Origin of the sequence: Streptomyces sp. ITFR-16 (assembly GCF_031844705.1) — a bacterium.
Lineage (GTDB): Bacteria > Actinomycetota > Actinomycetes > Streptomycetales > Streptomycetaceae > Streptomyces.
The window spans coordinates 4810330-4824786 of sequence record NZ_CP134609.1; the positions used below are offsets into that span (position 1 = coordinate 4810330).

Annotated in this window: 17 protein-coding genes, 1 tRNA gene and 1 pseudogene; 15 read left to right on the forward strand and 4 right to left on the reverse strand. The window is 72.3% G+C overall.

Annotated features, from left to right (window positions below; translation table 11 throughout):
- Window positions 1-107 precede the first annotated feature (107 nt).
- From moaC to RLT58_RS21360, 5 genes are all read left to right on the forward strand, one after another.
- A complete protein-coding gene (gene moaC, locus RLT58_RS21340; RefSeq protein WP_311311976.1) occupies window positions 108-608 on the forward strand; it encodes a cyclic pyranopterin monophosphate synthase MoaC in 501 nt (166 codons plus the stop codon).
- Window positions 605-1123 (forward strand): MogA/MoaB family molybdenum cofactor biosynthesis protein, encoded by a 519-nt coding sequence (locus RLT58_RS21345; RefSeq protein WP_311311977.1) that lies wholly within the window; start codon window positions 605-607, stop codon window positions 1121-1123. The genes moaC and RLT58_RS21345 overlap by 4 nt, the downstream gene beginning before the upstream one ends.
- 17 nt (window positions 1124-1140) lie before the next feature.
- Window positions 1141-1755: a GNAT family N-acetyltransferase gene (locus tag RLT58_RS21350; RefSeq protein ID WP_311311978.1), complete on the forward strand. Its 615-nt coding sequence runs from the start codon at window positions 1141-1143 to the stop codon at window positions 1753-1755.
- Between the two features lie 174 nt (window positions 1756-1929).
- On the forward strand, window positions 1930-3066 hold the full coding sequence (gene glpR / locus RLT58_RS21355) for a divisome protein SepX/GlpR (protein WP_311311979.1): 1137 nt from the start codon (window positions 1930-1932) through the stop codon (window positions 3064-3066).
- Window positions 3067-3164: 98 nt separating this feature from the next.
- A tRNA-Ala gene (locus RLT58_RS21360) sits at window positions 3165-3238 on the forward strand.
- A 76-nt stretch (window positions 3239-3314) separates the two neighbouring features.
- On the opposite strand, the gene RLT58_RS21365 is transcribed toward RLT58_RS21360, so the two are convergent.
- Window positions 3315-4301 carry an aldo/keto reductase gene (locus RLT58_RS21365; RefSeq protein WP_311311980.1) on the reverse strand — a complete coding sequence of 329 codons (987 nt, stop codon included), beginning with the start codon at window positions 4299-4301 and terminating at the stop codon, window positions 3315-3317.
- Window positions 4302-4497: 196 nt separating this feature from the next.
- Between RLT58_RS21365 and RLT58_RS21370 the strand changes: the two genes are divergently transcribed.
- Window positions 4498-5283 carry an SAM-dependent methyltransferase gene (locus tag RLT58_RS21370; protein WP_311311981.1) on the forward strand — a complete coding sequence of 262 codons (786 nt, stop codon included), beginning with the start codon at window positions 4498-4500 and terminating at the stop codon, window positions 5281-5283.
- Entirely contained in the window at window positions 5280-6146 is an 867-nt protein-coding gene (locus RLT58_RS21375) for an alpha/beta fold hydrolase (protein ID WP_399131660.1), read from the forward strand. Before RLT58_RS21370 ends, RLT58_RS21375 begins: the two co-directional genes overlap by 4 nt.
- Here the strand turns inward: RLT58_RS21375 and RLT58_RS21380 are convergent.
- Window positions 6143-6625, reverse strand: a complete 483-nt coding sequence (locus RLT58_RS21380; protein ID WP_311311982.1) for a GNAT family N-acetyltransferase — start codon at window positions 6623-6625, stop codon at window positions 6143-6145. The two genes, RLT58_RS21375 and RLT58_RS21380, sit on opposite strands and share 4 nt — an antisense overlap.
- A 49-nt stretch (window positions 6626-6674) precedes the next feature.
- Here RLT58_RS21380 and RLT58_RS21385 point away from each other — a divergent pair, with 49 nt between their 5' ends.
- Window positions 6675-7490, forward strand: a complete 816-nt coding sequence (locus tag RLT58_RS21385; RefSeq protein ID WP_311311983.1) for an exodeoxyribonuclease III — start codon at window positions 6675-6677, stop codon at window positions 7488-7490.
- 9 nt (window positions 7491-7499) lie between these two features.
- Here the strand turns inward: RLT58_RS21385 and RLT58_RS21390 are convergent, their stop codons facing one another.
- On the reverse strand, window positions 7500-8150 hold the full coding sequence (locus RLT58_RS21390; protein ID WP_311314592.1) for a MerR family transcriptional regulator: 651 nt from the start codon (window positions 8148-8150) through the stop codon (window positions 7500-7502).
- Window positions 8151-8344: 194 nt separating this feature from the next.
- Here RLT58_RS21390 and RLT58_RS21395 point away from each other — a divergent pair, with 194 nt between their 5' ends.
- The 5 genes from RLT58_RS21395 (at window position 8345) to RLT58_RS21415 (ending at window position 12629) form a co-directional block, all read left to right on the forward strand.
- The gene (locus tag RLT58_RS21395; protein WP_311311984.1) at window positions 8345-9868 is read left to right on the forward strand and encodes a flavin-containing monooxygenase; all 1524 of its coding nucleotides are present in this window, start codon (window positions 8345-8347) and stop codon (window positions 9866-9868) included.
- Complete coding sequence (locus RLT58_RS21400) at window positions 9865-10815, forward strand: alpha/beta fold hydrolase (RefSeq protein WP_311311985.1); 951 nt, start codon at window positions 9865-9867, stop codon at window positions 10813-10815. Before RLT58_RS21395 ends, RLT58_RS21400 begins: the two co-directional genes overlap by 4 nt.
- A complete protein-coding gene (locus RLT58_RS21405) occupies window positions 10812-11717 on the forward strand; it encodes an SDR family oxidoreductase (protein ID WP_311311986.1) in 906 nt (301 codons plus the stop codon). Before RLT58_RS21400 ends, RLT58_RS21405 begins: the two co-directional genes overlap by 4 nt.
- An 88-nt stretch (window positions 11718-11805) precedes the next feature.
- On the forward strand, window positions 11806-12000 hold the full coding sequence (locus RLT58_RS21410) for a hypothetical protein (RefSeq protein ID WP_311311987.1): 195 nt from the start codon (window positions 11806-11808) through the stop codon (window positions 11998-12000).
- A gap of 236 nt (window positions 12001-12236) precedes the next feature.
- Window positions 12237-12629 carry a hypothetical protein gene (locus RLT58_RS21415; protein WP_311311988.1) on the forward strand — a complete coding sequence of 131 codons (393 nt, stop codon included), beginning with the start codon at window positions 12237-12239 and terminating at the stop codon, window positions 12627-12629.
- Here RLT58_RS21415 and RLT58_RS21420 read toward each other — a convergent pair.
- Entirely contained in the window at window positions 12571-13035 is a 465-nt protein-coding gene (locus RLT58_RS21420) for an Lrp/AsnC family transcriptional regulator (protein WP_311311989.1), read from the reverse strand. The genes RLT58_RS21415 and RLT58_RS21420 overlap by 59 nt on opposite strands.
- Window positions 13036-13129: 94 nt before the next feature.
- Between RLT58_RS21420 and RLT58_RS21425 the strand changes: the two genes are divergently transcribed.
- Entirely contained in the window at window positions 13130-13993 is an 864-nt protein-coding gene (locus tag RLT58_RS21425) for an LLM class flavin-dependent oxidoreductase (RefSeq protein WP_311311990.1), read from the forward strand.
- Window positions 13990-14429: pseudogene (locus RLT58_RS21430) on the forward strand (nucleoside deaminase). The gene RLT58_RS21425 and the pseudogene RLT58_RS21430 overlap by 4 nt, the downstream one beginning before the upstream one ends.
- Window positions 14430-14457: the final 28 nt, after the last annotated feature.

Sequence of the window (14457 nt, forward strand, 5' to 3'; positions counted from 1 at the left end):
GGTACGGTATCTGCCGCTGTGCCTTCCGGGGGACACCCCCCGGACCCCGGACCTGCACCCCGGTGCAGCAGCGGGGCAACCGGCGCCCTACCGCTAGGCGGAGTTAGTTGACTACGCAGAACAGGCTGACGCACATCGACGAGGCGGGGGCCGCCCGCATGGTCGACGTCTCGGGCAAGGACGTCACCGCACGCGTCGCTCGCGCCAGCGGCCGGGTCCTCGTATCGCCGCGGGTCATCGAGCTGCTCCGGGGCGAGGGCGTGCCCAAGGGCGACGCCCTCGCCACCGCGCGCATCGCCGGGATCATGGGCGCCAAGCGGACCCCGGAGCTGATCCCCCTCTGCCACCCGCTGGCCGTCTCCGGTGTCGGCGTCGACCTGACGGTGGCCGACGACGCGGTGGAGATCACGGCCACCGTGAAGACCACCGACCGCACGGGCGTGGAGATGGAGGCCCTGACCGCGGTCTCGGTCGCCGCGCTGACCGTCATCGACATGGTCAAGGCGGTCGACAAGGCCGCGGTCATCACGGACGTGCGGGTCGAGGCGAAGTCGGGCGGCAAGTCCGGCGACTACGTCCGCACCGCCCCCGGCGGGGCGGACGCGTGAGCACGCCCGGGGCGTCCCCGGCCCCGTACCGCGCCCTGGTGGTGACCGCGTCCAACCGCGCCGCCGCCGGGGTCTACGCCGACAAGGGCGGGCCCCTGATCGCCGAGGTGCTCACCGGGCTCGGCTTCACCGTCGAGGGACCGCGGGTCGTGCCTGACGGCGACCCGGTCGAGCAGGCGCTGCGGGACGGGGTGGCCGCCGCGTACGACGTCATCGTGACCACCGGCGGTACGGGCATCTCGCCCACCGACCGCACCCCCGAGGCCACCCGCCGCGTCCTGGACCACGAGGTCCCCGGCATCCCGGAGGCGATCCGGGCCGAGGGCCGGGACAAGGTGCCCACGGCCGCGCTCTCGCGCGGGCTCGCGGGGGTGGCCGGCCGCACCCTCGTCGTCAATCTTCCCGGGTCCACCGGCGGGGTGCGCGACGGGCTCGCGGTCCTGACCCGACTCCTGGTGCACGCCGTCGACCAGCTGCGCGGCGGCGATCACCCCCGACCCGGGAGCCCGAGCTGAACGTCCCGACCTGGCCGGTGATCCTGGTGGACGGCGATGTCGCCCTCCGGCCGATAAGACTGCGCGACCAGCGTGAATGGCGTGAGGTCAACCGGCGCAACCGGGACTGGCTGCGCCCCTGGGAGGCGACCGTGCCGCCGCCCGCCCCCGGCGGACCGGTGGCCCAGCGGCCCACGTACCGCCAGATGGTCCGCCATCTGCGCTCCGAGGCCAACGCCGGCCGGATGCTGCCGTTCGCCATCGAGTACCAGGGGCGGTTGGTCGGTCAGCTGACCGTGGCCGGGGTCACCTGGGGCTCGATGTGCTCGGGGCACGTCGGGTACTGGGTGGACCAGGAGGTGGCGGGGCGCGGGGTGATGCCGACCGCGGTCGCGCTCGCGGTGGACCACTGTTTCCGGGTGGTCGGACTGCACCGCATCGAGGTGTGCATTCGCCCGGAGAACGGGCCCAGCCGCCGGGTCGTGGAGAAACTCGGATTCCGCGAGGAGGGGCTGCGGCCGCGATATCTGCACATCGACGGCGCCTGGCGGGACCATCTGATCTACGCGCTCACCGCCGAGGAGGTGCCCGACGGGCTGCTCCGGAGGTGGCACCGGGCGCGGCCGGACCGGCCGGAACATCAGTCGAAATAAAATATGTGTTCGAAATTGATCGCCGTATGACTGCCAGTTGACCGCTAACGGACAGTCAAACGCCGACTGTTGATCTGAACAATCACAAAAAAAGTCCGTGATATCAGCCGGATCGTGCGACACACCGTGCCAATTGGCGGATGCCTCCGCGCAAACCCCTCTACGGTGTGAGATGTGAGCAGCAGTGGCCTCATCTATGCAGTCATCGTCGGGGCCTGGGCCGCCTACTTGGTGCCGATGTGGCTCCGGAGGCAGGACGAGCTCAATGAAGCCCGTCCGACGGAACGCTTCAGCACCGCCATCCGGCTGCTGTCCGGACGGGCGGCGATGGAGCGCCGGTATGCCAAGGGGCTCCAGGAGCGCACCGACGACGACGCGGCGCCCGACGCCGACCCGGACGTCGTCACGGACCGAATGGAGTCCGTCGACGTCCGGTCCTTCGCCGCGCCTCCGGCGCACACCGAGGCCCGGGTGCACGACCTGGCCGGTCCGCCGGAGCGCGCCCCGCGCAAACGCCGGGATCGCGAGCGGCCCGCCCCCGACCCCTCCGCCCCCGCATCCGCCCAGCGCGCGCGCCCCGGCGGAATCGACGCGGAGCGCGCCCGGCGCGCGCAGCGCCTCCAGGTCCTCGCACGCCGCCGGCGCACCACCGTCGTCCTCTTCCTCGCCTTCACGCTCGGCGCGGTCGTCGCGGCGGTCGGCGGCCTCCGCTTCCTGTGGGCCCCCGCGGTCCCGGCGGTCCTCCTGAGCGCGTACATCGTGCATCTGCGCGCCCAGGAGCGGCGCAGGTTCGCCTTCACCATGGACCGACGCCGGGCCGAGGTGGCCGCGCAGCGCCTGCGGGAGAACCGCCCGCGCCGCCACCAGCCCGCCGCCACGGCCCCCGCCGAGTCCGACGAAGACCCCGAGGCGCGCCACCCGGCACCCGAGCCGGCCCCCGCCCTCTCCCCGCAGGAGGCCGGCCGCCGCGCCCTGGTCGAGCAGACGGACCACGCGGAGTGGGTCGACCAGCAGCGCGAACGCGGCCGGGTCCAGGGTGACAGCTGGGAGCCGGTCCCCGTCCCGCTGCCGACCTATGTCACCGCCCCGGTCGCCCCGCGCGCCACGGGTGGCGTCGAGGTCGGCGACCCGGAGACCTGGAGCGCGGCCCGCTCCAGCACCGCCGAGCCCGCCGCGAACCCCGCACCCCCCGCGGTGGACCCGGCCCCCCGCCAGCGCTCCCCCCAGTCCCGCCGCAGCCGCGACCGGGGCCGGACCCCCCTGTTCGACCAGTACGAGGACGGCGACCGCCCGCGCGCCGCCAACGAGTGAGCCCCCTTCCGCGCACCCCGCGACGCCGACTCGGCTGACCAGCGCGGAACCGATTTCCGAGCACCCCGGTGAGGGTGCTAAAGTTTCACTCGTTGCAAGGGCCTGTGGCGCAGTCTGGTAGCGCACCTCGTTCGCATCGAGGGGGTCTGGGGTTCAAATCCCCACAGGTCCACCGCACAACGAAGGTCCCGCCCGATCGCAAGATCGGGCGGGACCTTCGTCGTTTCCCCGGCCGGTTCCGGGAGCCCTCAGTACGCCCCGTCCAGCCTCCCCCGTTGCTCCTCCGTCAGTTCCAGGTCGACCGCCGCCAGGTTCTCCTTCAGCTGGGACAGGGAGGAGGCGCCGGCCAGGGGGATGATCGGGAAGGGGGAGGAGAGTTGCCAGGCCAGGACGACCTGGTTGGTGGTGGCGCCCGTTTCGGCGGTGATCTCGTGCAGGACCGCGAGGCGGGAAGGGGTGCCGGGGTGGTCGTAGTCCGCGGGGAGCGGCTTGTCGCGGCGGGTGTAGGCGCCGGCCAGGAGCGGGGAGTACGCGACCAGGGTCAGGTCCTGCTCGGCGCGCAGGTAGCTGAGGAGTTCGGGGCCCGCGTGGCCCAGGCTGCCGTCCTCGAAGAGGGGGGTCGGGATGTCGTAGCGGGGGCGCAGATGGCTGTGCTGGTACTGGAGCACCTCGTAGCCGGGCAGTCCGGCCGCCCGCGCCAGGGCGCGGGCGCGCTCGATGCGCCAGATCGCGTGGTTGCTCGCGCCCAGCAGGCCGACCGTGCCCTGCTGGACCAGCTCGCCGAACGCCTCGACGGTCTCGCCGAGCGGGACGGTCCGGTCCTCGATGTGCGCGTACAGCAGGTCGATCTTCTCCACGCCCAGCCGCTCCCGGCTGCGTTCGACCGCCGCGTGGACCGCCTTGGCCGACAGGCCCTCCGGGTTGTCGACGAACCCCGTGCCGGGGGCCAGCGGTTCGGCGCCCAGCTTGGTGGCGATGACGATCTCGTCGCCGATGCCCCGGCTGCGCCGCCACTTGCCGAGCAGCCGTTCGCTCTGGCCGCCGAGACCGCCGTCGACCCAGTACGCGTAGTTGTCGGAGGTGTCGATGAAGGTGCCGCCGGCCTCGACGAAGTGGTCCAGGATCGCGAACGAGGTCTTCTCGTCGGTCACCGAGCCGAAGAGCATCGCGCCCAGGGCGAGGGCGCTGACCTCGCGGCGGGTGGCTGGATCGGTGCCGATGGTGCGGTACTTCATGACGGTCCCCTCCGGTTCCGGTCACCGTCGTTCGGTGGCCGTGGGTGGGAGTCTGCATGTTCGAGTGCACTTCAACGCAAGGGCGTTGGGGAGGGCGGGCGGATCTCGGGGAGGGGAATAGATCTTGGTTCGCCTACGCTGAAAGCGGTTACGCGGTGACCCGCTCATGAGAAAACTCCGTACCGAGGAGCGTCCTGTGACGGCAGGCATACCCCAGCCCCGGATCGACACCGGCAAGCCCCACCCCGCCCGTGTCTACGACTGGTTGCTGGGCGGCAAGGACAACTACCCGGTGGATCAGCAGGTGGCGGAGACCCTGCCGGAGGAGGCGCGGGGCAACGCCGCGCGGAACCGGGCGTTCATGCACCGGGCCTCGGCCTGGCTGGCGCGCGGCGGGATCGACCAGTTCCTCGACATCGGCACCGGCATTCCGACCGAGCCGAATCTCCATCAGATCGTCCAGGCCGTCAATCCGGCCGCCCGGATCGTCTACGCGGACAACGATCCGATCGTGCTGCGGCACGCGGAGGCGCTGCTCGTGAGCGCTCCCGAGGGCGCAACCGACTATCTGCACGCCGATGTGCGGGAGCCGGAGGTCATCCTCGAACGAGCGAGGAAGCTCCTGGACTTCGACCGGCCCATCGCCCTGTCGCTGATCGCCCTGATGCACTTCCTGCCGGACGACCAGGACCCGTACGGCATCACCCGCACCCTGGTCGGCGCCCTGGCGCCGGGCAGTTTCCTGGTGCTCTCGCACGGCACGGCCGACCAGCATCCGGAGCTGAAGCAGGAGACCGAGGCCGCGTACAAGAAGGGCGCCATCGCGCTGCGGATGCGTACGAGGGAAGAGGTCGAGCCGTTCTTCGAGGGGCTGGAGCTCGTCGCGCCGGGGCTCGTTCCCGCCACCGAGTGGTACCGCGAGGAGCCCGCGCCCGTCGTCGAGCGCAGCGGGTTCTACGTGGGCGTGGGGAGGGTCCGGTGAGCGGCGGGACGGGGCTGGAGTTCGTCGCGGCGGACGGGACCGTCCTCGTGTACGACGACCTGGGGGACGCGGACAGCGGGCTCGCGCCCGTCGTGCTCGTCCACGGGCATCCGTTCGACCGGACCATGTGGCAGCCCCAGACGGACGCCCTGGTCGCGGCCGGGCGCCGGGTGATCACGGCCGATCTGCGCGGGTACGGGGCCAGCGGGGTCGTCCCGGGGCGCACCCTGCTCGCGGACTTCGCCGCCGATGCCACCGCGCTCCTGGACCGTCTGGGCATCGCGCGGGCCGTGGTCGGCGGGCTGTCCATGGGCGGGCAGATCGTGATGGAGTTCCACCGCTCCTTCCCGGAACGGGTGGCCGCCCTGGTGCTGGCCGACACCTCGCCCGCCGCCGAGACCGAGGAGGGCAGGGCGGTCCGCAACCGTATGGCGGACCGGCTGCTCGCGGAGGGGATGGACGGGTATGCGGCCGAGGTGCTCGACCGGATGCTCGCCCCGTACAACGTCACCGCGCTGCCCGGGGTCGCCGCGCAGGTGAGCGGGATGATGCGGGCCACCGCGCCCGAGGGGGCGGCGGCCGCCCTGCGGGGGCGGGCCGAGCGGCCGGACTACCGCGCCTCGCTCGCCGGGGCCCGGGTGCCGGTCCTGGTCGTCGTCGGGGCGGACGACGGGTACACGCCCGTCGCGGAGGCCCGGGAGACGCAGGAGCTGATCCCGCACGCGGAGCTGGTCGTCGTCGAGGGCGCCGGTCACATGCCGAACCTGGAGCGGCCGGAGGCCTTCAACGACGCGCTCCTGCGGTTCCTGAGGGACGGCCGCCAGGGCCTGGCTGCCGGAGCCTGTCTGCCGGACAGGCCCTAGGACTGGAGCGGCTTCGCGAAGCAGCGGCTGCTCTCGTACGTGCGGTAGTGGCCGAACTTCTCGCACGGGGTGTAGCCGCTGGAGAGGTACAGGGCGATCGCCTCGGGCTGGCGGTCGCCGGTCTCCAGGACCATGCGGGTGCGGCCGGCCGCGCGGGCGTCCGCCTCCAGCAGGGCCAGGATGCGGCGGGCCAGGCCCTGGCCGCGGCCCTCGGCGATCACGAACATCCGCTTCAGCTCGGCGTCGCCGTCCGAGTAGCCCTCCTCGTTGCGCTCCTGCGAGCGCCAGCCGCCGGTGGCGACCGGGCGGTCCGACGCGTCGTAGGCGACCAGATACAGCCCGTGCGGGGGGTCGAACATCGTGGCGTCCAGCGGTGTGATGTCGCCCTCGTCCCCGTACCGCTCGGCGTATTCGAGCTGGACGAGATCGTTGAGTTTGACGGCGTCGGGGTGGTCGTAAGGGCGCGGCTGGATATTCATGCGATGCATGGTACATGTATGCGATCGGTCGGGTCGGTATCGTGCCGGAATGCTCACCGTTACCAGCGTAAATGTGAACGGTCTCCGTGCCGCCGCCAAGAAGGGGTTCGTCGAGTGGCTGGCGCGGACCGACGCCGATGTGATCTGCCTCCAGGAGGTGCGCGCCGAGCCGCAGCAGCTGCCCGACGAGGTGCGTGAGCCGGAGGGGTGGCACACCGTCCACGCGCCGGCCGCCGCCAAGGGCCGGGCCGGGGTCTCCCTCTACTCGCGCCGCGCGCCGGAGCGGGTGCAGATCGGGTTCGGCGGCTTCGGGGACGCGGGCAGCGAGGAGTTCGACGCGAGCGGCCGGTACGTCGAGATCGACCTGCCCGGCGTCACCGTCGCCAGCCTCTATCTGCCCTCCGGCGAGGTCGGCACCGAGCGGCAGGACGAGAAGGAGCGCTTCATGGCGGCCTTCCTGCTCTATCTGACCGGGCTGAAGAAGCGCGCCGCCGCCGAGGGCCGCGAGGTCGTGGTCTGCGGCGACTGGAACATCGCCCACCAGGAGGCGGACCTCAAGAACTGGCGGGCCAACCGCAAGAACTCCGGCTTCCTGCCCGAGGAGCGGGCGTGGCTGACCCGGGTCTTCGACGAAGCGGCGTACGTGGACGTCGTGCGCGGGCTGCACCCCGATGTGGAGGGCCCGTACTCGTGGTGGTCCTACCGCGGGCGCGCCTTCGACAACGACACCGGCTGGCGCATCGACTACCAGATCGCGACCCCCGGTCTTGCCGCGCGCGCGGTCAAGGCGTGGGTCGAGCGCGCCGCCACCCATGAGGAGCGGTGGAGCGACCACGCGCCGGTGACGGTGGTGTACGAGCAGTAGGGCCCGGCCCTACAGGGACGGCTGGGGCGGCTGCGGCGGTTCCGCGTCCCTGCGTAGCCGCCGGTCCAGCGCCATGGAGAGTTCCGCGTCCACCACCGCGCGGGCCAGCGGGCGCAGTTGGGGCGGTTCCGCCTCCGTGCTGTGCTCGCGCAGGGTCGCGACGAAGAGGTCGGCCAGCGCGTCCGCGTGCTCGCGGACGCGGCGGCCCGAGGCGAGGACCGTGGCGAGCGGGACGCCCTCGCGGACCAGTTCGGCCGACACGTCCAGCAGGCGGCGGCTGATGTGGACGATCTCGTCGCCGTCCGTGCCGAGGTAGCCGAGCTCCATCGCCGTCGCCAGGTTCTCCGGGGTGGACTCGCCCTCGAAGTAGTCCGCGAGCTGCTCGGGCGTGAGCCGGACCGGGGTCTCCTCGGTCGGCTCGCCCAGGCCCAGAACCTCGGCGACGTCCCGTCCGCTCTCGAAGGTGCGGGCGAGATCCGCGATGCCGGACAGGGTGTGGCCGCGCTCCAGCAGCCCGGCGATGGTCCGCAGGCGGGCCAGGTGGTGGTCGTCGTACCAGGCGATGCGGCCCTCGCGGCGGGGCGGGGAGATCAGGCCGCGTTCCCGGTAGAAGCGCAGGGTCCGCACGGGGATGCCGGCCTCCTTGGCCAGCTCCTCCATGCGGTATTCACGGTGCTCGCGTCCTTCTGCCACTCCCGCACCCTATCCGCCTCCCCGGTGCGGGAGCCGCATGTTGTACCGCCGGTAACTTTCCCTCGTCGCACCCCTACCCATCGGTACGAAGCTGTTCTAGTCTCCCAACAATGCCAGTGATTGCTGGCAGAGTCGTGTGACGTACCGCGGGAGGCGGCAGCATGGCCCAGCACGAGCATGTACGCGTGGCGGTGATCGGATCCGGATTCGGGGGCCTCGGGGCCGCTGTCCGGCTGCGCCGCGAAGGCATCACCGATTTCGTGATCCTGGAACGGGCCGATTCGGTCGGTGGTACCTGGCGCGACAACAGCTATCCCGGCTGCGCCTGCGACGTACCGTCCCACCTCTACTCCTTCTCGTTCGCCCCCAACCCCGAGTGGCCGCGCACCTTCTCCGGGCAGGAGCACATCCGCGCCTACCTGGAGCACGTCGCCGACACCTTCGGGCTGCGCCCGCACCTCAGGCTCAACCACGAGGTGACGCAGATGCGCTGGGACAACGAGGAACTGCACTGGGTCATCGAGAGCGCCAACGGCACGACGGTCGTCGCCGACGTCGTCGTCTCCGCGACCGGACCGCTCTCCGACCCCAAGATGCCCGACATCCCCGGGCTCGCCGACTTCCCCGGCGAGGTCTTCCACTCCGCCCGCTGGAACCACGACGCCGACCTCACCGGCAAGCGCGTCGCGATGATCGGCACCGGCGCCTCCGCCATCCAGATCGTGCCCTCGATCCAGCCCGAGGTGGGCAGGCTGACGCTCTTCCAGCGCACCCCGCCCTGGGTGATGCCCCGGATGGACCGGCAGATCAGCGGCGCCGAGCGCTGGCTCCACCGCACGCTCCCCTTCACCGGCACCGCCCGTCGCGGACTGCTGTGGGGCATACGGGAGTTGCAGGTCAGCGCCTTCACCAAGCACCCGGACCAGCTCGGCCTGGTCGAACGGATAGCCAAGTCCAACATGGCCCGTGCGATCAAGGATCCGGCCCTGCGGGCCAAGCTGACCCCCTCGTACCGCATCGGCTGCAAGCGCATCCTGCTCTCCAGCGCCTACTACCCGGCGCTCGCCCAGCCCAATGTGGATGTCGTCGCCTCCGGGCTCAGCGAGGTGCGCGGCTCGACCGTCGTCGCCTCCGACGGTACGGAGGCCGAGGTCGACGCGATCGTCTTCGGCACCGGCTTCCATGTCACCGACATGCCGATCGCCGAGCGGGTCGTCGGCGCGGACGGCATCACCCTCGCGGAGTCCTGGAAGGACGGCATGCAGGCGCTGCGCGGCGCGAGCGCGGCAGGCTTCCCCAACTGGATGACGATCATCGGCCCCAACACCGGGCTCGGGAACTCCTCGATGATCCTCATGATCGAGGCCCAGCTGAACTACATGGCCGACTATCTGCGCCAGTTGGACGTGCTCGGCGGCAAGGCCGCGCTCGACGCCCGCCCCTCCGCCGTCGGCGCGTGGAACCGGAACGTCCAGGAGCGCATGAAGCGCACGGTCTGGAACACCGGCGGCTGCACCAGCTGGTACCTCGACGCCGGCGGCCGCAACACCACCGTCTGGCCCGGCACCACCGCCGAGTTCCGCAAGCTGACCCGCGGTGTCGACCTCGGTGAGTACGAGGTCGTCCGGGTGCCCGCCCAGCGGGGCGCGACGAAGCGGGCCGTCGCCGAGGAGGTGGCGGGATGAGCCGCCCGCTGCGGCGCGACAGCGGTGCGCCCGTTCCCGCACGGGAGCTGATGGCCGTCTCCGCCGACGGCTCCCGCGTCCATGTCGAGGTGCACGGGCAGGAGGGCGCCCCGGCCGTCGTGCTGTCGCACGGCTGGACCTGCAACACCCGCTTCTGGGACGCCCAGATCCGCGACCTCGCCGTCGACCACCGCGTCATCGCCTACGACCAGCGCGGCCACGGCACCTCGCCGGCCGCCGGACGCGACGGGTACAGCACCGACGCGCTCGCCGACGACCTCGAAGCCGTCCTCGCCGCCACCTTGGAACCGGGGGAGAAGGCCGTGCTCGCCGGGCACTCCATGGGCGGCATGACGATCATGTCCGCCTCGCGCCGGCCCGCGCTGCGCGAGCACGCCGCCGCCGTCCTGCTGTGCAGCACCGGCAGCTCCCGGCTGCTCGCGGAGTCGCTCGTGGTGCCGATGCGGCCCGGCGCCGTCCGGACCCGGCTGACCCGTGCGATCCTCGGGGCGCGCGCCCCGCTCGGGCCGGTCACGCCGGTCTCCCGTCGCCTCCTCAAGTACGGGACAATGGGACCGGGTTCGGCTCCGGACCGGGTCGACACCTGCGCCCGGATCGTGCACGCCTGCCCGAGGCTCCCCCGGGTCGCCTGGGGCCAGGTCCTCGCGGACCTCGACCTCGACGAGGGCGTACGGGAGCTGCGGGTGCCCACCGCGGTGATCGCGGGTACGCAGGACCGGCTCACGCCGCCCGTCCACGCCCGGGCCATCGCGGCGGCGCTGCCCGACTGCCTGGGGCTCACCGAGCTGGCGGGCATGGGCCACATGACTCCGGTCGAGGCGCCGGAGGCGGTCACGGCGAGCATCCGGGAGCTGGTGACCACCTACCTCCCGGAACTCCCGGACCGGGGTACGGCTGGTGTCGAGGGCAAGGAGGAGGTCGCATGAGCGGCAGGAACAGTCTCGAAGGACAGGTTGTCGTCGTCACCGGCGCGGCACGCGGTGTGGGCGAGCTGCTGGCCCGCAAGCTCTCGGCGCGCGGTGCGACGCTCGCGCTGGTCGGCCTGGAGCCGGACGAGCTGAAGAAGGTCTCCGAGCGCCTGCACGGCGACAGCGACCACTGGCACGCGGACGTCACCGACCACGAGGCGATGGCGCGGGTCGCCCAGGAGGTCAAGGAGCGGTTCGGCAAGGTCGACGTCGTCGTCGCCAACGCGGGCGTCGCCTCCGGCGGCCCGTTCGTCGACTCCGACCCGGTCGCCTGGCGCCGGGTCATCGAGGTCAACCTCATCGGCGGCGCGGTCACCGGCCGGGCCTTCCTGCCCGTCCTGATGGAGAGCCGGGGCTACTTCCTCCAGATCGCCTCCCTCGCCGCGATCACCCCCGCCCCGATGATGACCGCGTACTGCGCGTCCAAGTCGGGCGTCGAGGCCTTCGCCCACAGCCTGCGGGCCGAGGTCGGCTACCGGGGCGTGAAGGTCGGCGTCGGCTATCTGTCCTGGACCGACACCGACATGGTGCGCGGCGCCGACGAGGACGACGTCATGCGCGAGCTGCGCCAGCGGCTGCCCTGGCCGTCCAACCGCACCTATCCGCTGGGCCCGGCCGTCGACCGGATCGTGGCCGGTATCGAGCGGCGCTCGCCGCATGTCTACGCCCAGTGGTGGCTGCGCGGCATGCAGTCCGTACGGGGCTACCTGCCCTCGCTCATCGGTGTCGTGGGCCAGCGCGAGATGAAGCGTTTCGGCTCCCGCCTGGAGGGCGTCAGCAAGGGGCTCGTCGGTGCCGGGGGCGCTGCTGACCAGGACGAACGGGCCACGCGCCGGGCCTCGGACACGCAGCGTAAGTGATCGAAATGCGGCTTGTGTCCGGTCGTGTAAGTCTGGTCGAGGCCCCGACGGGGCCATCCCCCGTACACCCCATCGAGGAGTGAACAGCATGGGCATCGCCGACCAGTTCAAGGACAAGGCGCAGGATCTTGCCGACCAGGCGCAGAAGAAGATGAAGGACGGCAAGGGCGAGGGCCGCGACCGGTCGCAGGACGCGTCCGACCGCGCCCGCGAGGCGTCCGAGCAGGGTCGCGACAAGGCCCAGGGCGCGGCGGACGACGTGCGCGAGCGCTTCGACCACTGACGCAGAGCCGTAACGCGCGAGGGGCGCACCCGGATCCGTCCGGGTGCGCCCCTTCCGTGTGCCGTGTGCCGTGTCCCGTGGATGACACAGCGCGTCCGGGCGGCGATCATTGCGGCCGGGGGCGGTTCCTCGCGTCGAGGTCCGCGTGAGGCGAGGGAGTGGGCGGGGATGCGCGATATCGGGACGGGCGCGCGGGACACGTACGCCGGAGCCGGGCGGCACGGATGAGGCGGCCCGTGTCCTGGCGCGAGGCGGCTTTCGTGACCGCCGTCTGCTGGGCGGCCAGCGGTCTGGGGTACGGCGTGATCGCCGCCCTCGACGAGCCGCAGTGGTCCGTCGCGCCCCTGATCGGCATGGGGCTCGGCCACTGGTTCTTCACCCGCCACCGCTCCTGGTGGCCCGCTCTCGCGGCCGTGGTCGCGGGGAGTGCCACGCTGTTCGGGCTCGTGGACGCGCTGCGGCCGGAGCTGGGCCGGCATGCGGCGGACGCCCTCGCCGGGGCGGCGTCGGCGACGGTCGCCCTGGCCGTCTTCACCCTGGTCGACCGCGCGGCCGGCCGCGTGCGTGGACTCACGGAAGCGGACGGTCCCGGGGCTCGCTCGGGCCACGGAACGGCAGCGTCCGGCTGAACACCAGGTTGGTGGTCGTGCTCCCGAACTCGGCCAGCGCGTCCACGATTTCCTCCAGGTGCGCCATCGAGGTGGCCGCCACCTTCAGGACGTAGCAGTCGTCCCCGGTCGTCCGCAGGCACTCCAGGATCTCCGGACGCTCCTTGAGCATCCGGCGCAGCGGTTCGTGCCGGCTGCCGGGGTACTTCAGCCGGACCACCGCCAGCGCCACATACCCGGCCCGTTCGAGGTCCACCTCCGCCCGGTAGCCCGTGACGATCCCGGCCGTCTCCAGCCGCCGCACGCGCTCCGTCGTCGCCGACGCGCTCAGATTCACCCGCCGCGCCAGCTCGGTGAAGGCGATCCGGCCGTCCCGCTGGAGCTCGTCCAGGATCGCCCAGTCCGTCGAGTCAAGATTCCCGGTCATCCGGTCAGATTACCGGGATATCCACGGGTGAACTGCCCCTGAACAGGCGCGAATCCCTTCAAGGAGGCGGGATGCCCTGGCTAGGCTCGGCGGCGTGAAGATCGGCGTGAACGTCCCCAATTTCGGCCCCGGCACCGACCCCGGCGTCCTGCGCGACTGGGCGCAGACCGTGGAGGGCCTGGGCTTCGACCTGTTGATGCTCTCCGACCACGTGGCCATCACGCCGGATGTCGCCGAGCGCTATCCGGCCCCCTTCTACGAGCCCTTCACCACCCTGTCCTGGCTGGCAGGCCTCACCACCCGCGTCCGCCTCGGCACGACGGTCCTCATCGCCCCCTACCGCCACGCCCTGCTGACCGCGCGCATGGCGGCCAACCTGGACGCCCTCAGCGGCGGCCGGCTCGTCCTCGGGGTGGGTGTGGGCTGGGCCCGGCAGGAGTTCGCCGCGCTCGGCATCCCCTTCGAACAGCGCGGACGCCTCACGGACGGCGTGTTGCGCGACCTGCGGGACGCCTGGACCGACACCGCGTCCTACGGCGACCGGCGCATCCCGGTCTGGGTCGGCGGCAACAGCGACGCGGGCGTACGCCGGGCCGTCCGGTTCGGGGACGCCTGGCACCCCCTGCGCTGCACGCTGCCCTGGCTGCGGGAGGGTGCGGACCGGCTGAAGTCGGCGGCGTACGAACAGGGCGTGCCCGTACCCGCGTTCGCGCCCCGGATCGCGCTCCGGCCCACGCCGTCACCGGTCTCCGACCCCCAACGCCTCGCCGGCGAGGGCACGGTCGACCAGATCATGGACGACCTGGAGCGGTTGAGGCTGCTGGGCGCCGACACGGTCGTCCTCGACCCGTACCACGGCGACCCCCGCGAGACCCGCCACCCGCAGCCCGGCCGGCAGGCCCTTGCCACGGTGGCCGCCCACTTCTTCCCCTCCCGCACCACCACGGAGCAGCGATGACCACGACCGACGACCACACCCTCCTGCGGCGCGCCATCGCCCTCGCGGCCGAGGCGCGCGAGAGCGGCAACCCGCCCTACGGCTCACTGCTCGCGGGCCCGGACGGCACGGTGCTCGCGGAGGACCGCAAACGACCCTCACCGACCGCGACATCACCGCCCACCCCGAGCTGAAGCTCGCGCGCTGGGCGGCAAGGGAGCTGGACGCGGCGACGGCCGCGTCCACCACGATGTACACCAGTTGCGAGCCCTGCACGATGTGCGGGGCGGTCATCCAGCAGGCGGGGCTGGGCCGGGTGGTGTTCGCCCTGTCCGGCGAACAACTGCTGACCATCCGGCCGGGCAACGGCCGCCCGCCCGTACCGCAGGACGGACCGGCGCTGCTGGAGGAGGTACGGGCGGTGGTCGAGGACTACTACCGCGTCCCGCCGTCCTGACGGGCTCGGTGAGCGGCACGCGGACGGG

What these genes read in the sequence shown, in the direction of transcription:
- RLT58_RS21365 (WP_311311980.1), bottom strand. Translation starts at nt 4,301, where the DNA reads ATGAAGTACCGCACCATCGGCACCGATCCAGCCACCCGCCGCGAGGTC.
- RLT58_RS21380 (WP_311311982.1), bottom strand. Translation starts at nt 6,625, where the DNA reads ATGAATATCCAGCCGCGCCCTTACGACCACCCCGACGCCGTCAAACTC.
- RLT58_RS21385 (WP_311311983.1), top strand. Translation starts at nt 6,675, where the DNA reads ATGCTCACCGTTACCAGCGTAAATGTGAACGGTCTCCGTGCCGCCGCC.
- RLT58_RS21390 (WP_311314592.1), bottom strand. Translation starts at nt 8,150, where the DNA reads ATGGAGGAGCTGGCCAAGGAGGCCGGCATCCCCGTGCGGACCCTGCGC.
- RLT58_RS21395 (WP_311311984.1), top strand. Translation starts at nt 8,345, where the DNA reads ATGGCCCAGCACGAGCATGTACGCGTGGCGGTGATCGGATCCGGATTC.
- RLT58_RS21400 (WP_311311985.1), top strand. Translation starts at nt 9,865, where the DNA reads ATGAGCCGCCCGCTGCGGCGCGACAGCGGTGCGCCCGTTCCCGCACGG.
- RLT58_RS21405 (WP_311311986.1), top strand. Translation starts at nt 10,812, where the DNA reads ATGAGCGGCAGGAACAGTCTCGAAGGACAGGTTGTCGTCGTCACCGGC.
- RLT58_RS21410 (WP_311311987.1), top strand. Translation starts at nt 11,806, where the DNA reads ATGGGCATCGCCGACCAGTTCAAGGACAAGGCGCAGGATCTTGCCGAC.
- RLT58_RS21420 (WP_311311989.1), bottom strand. Translation starts at nt 13,035, where the DNA reads ATGACCGGGAATCTTGACTCGACGGACTGGGCGATCCTGGACGAGCTC.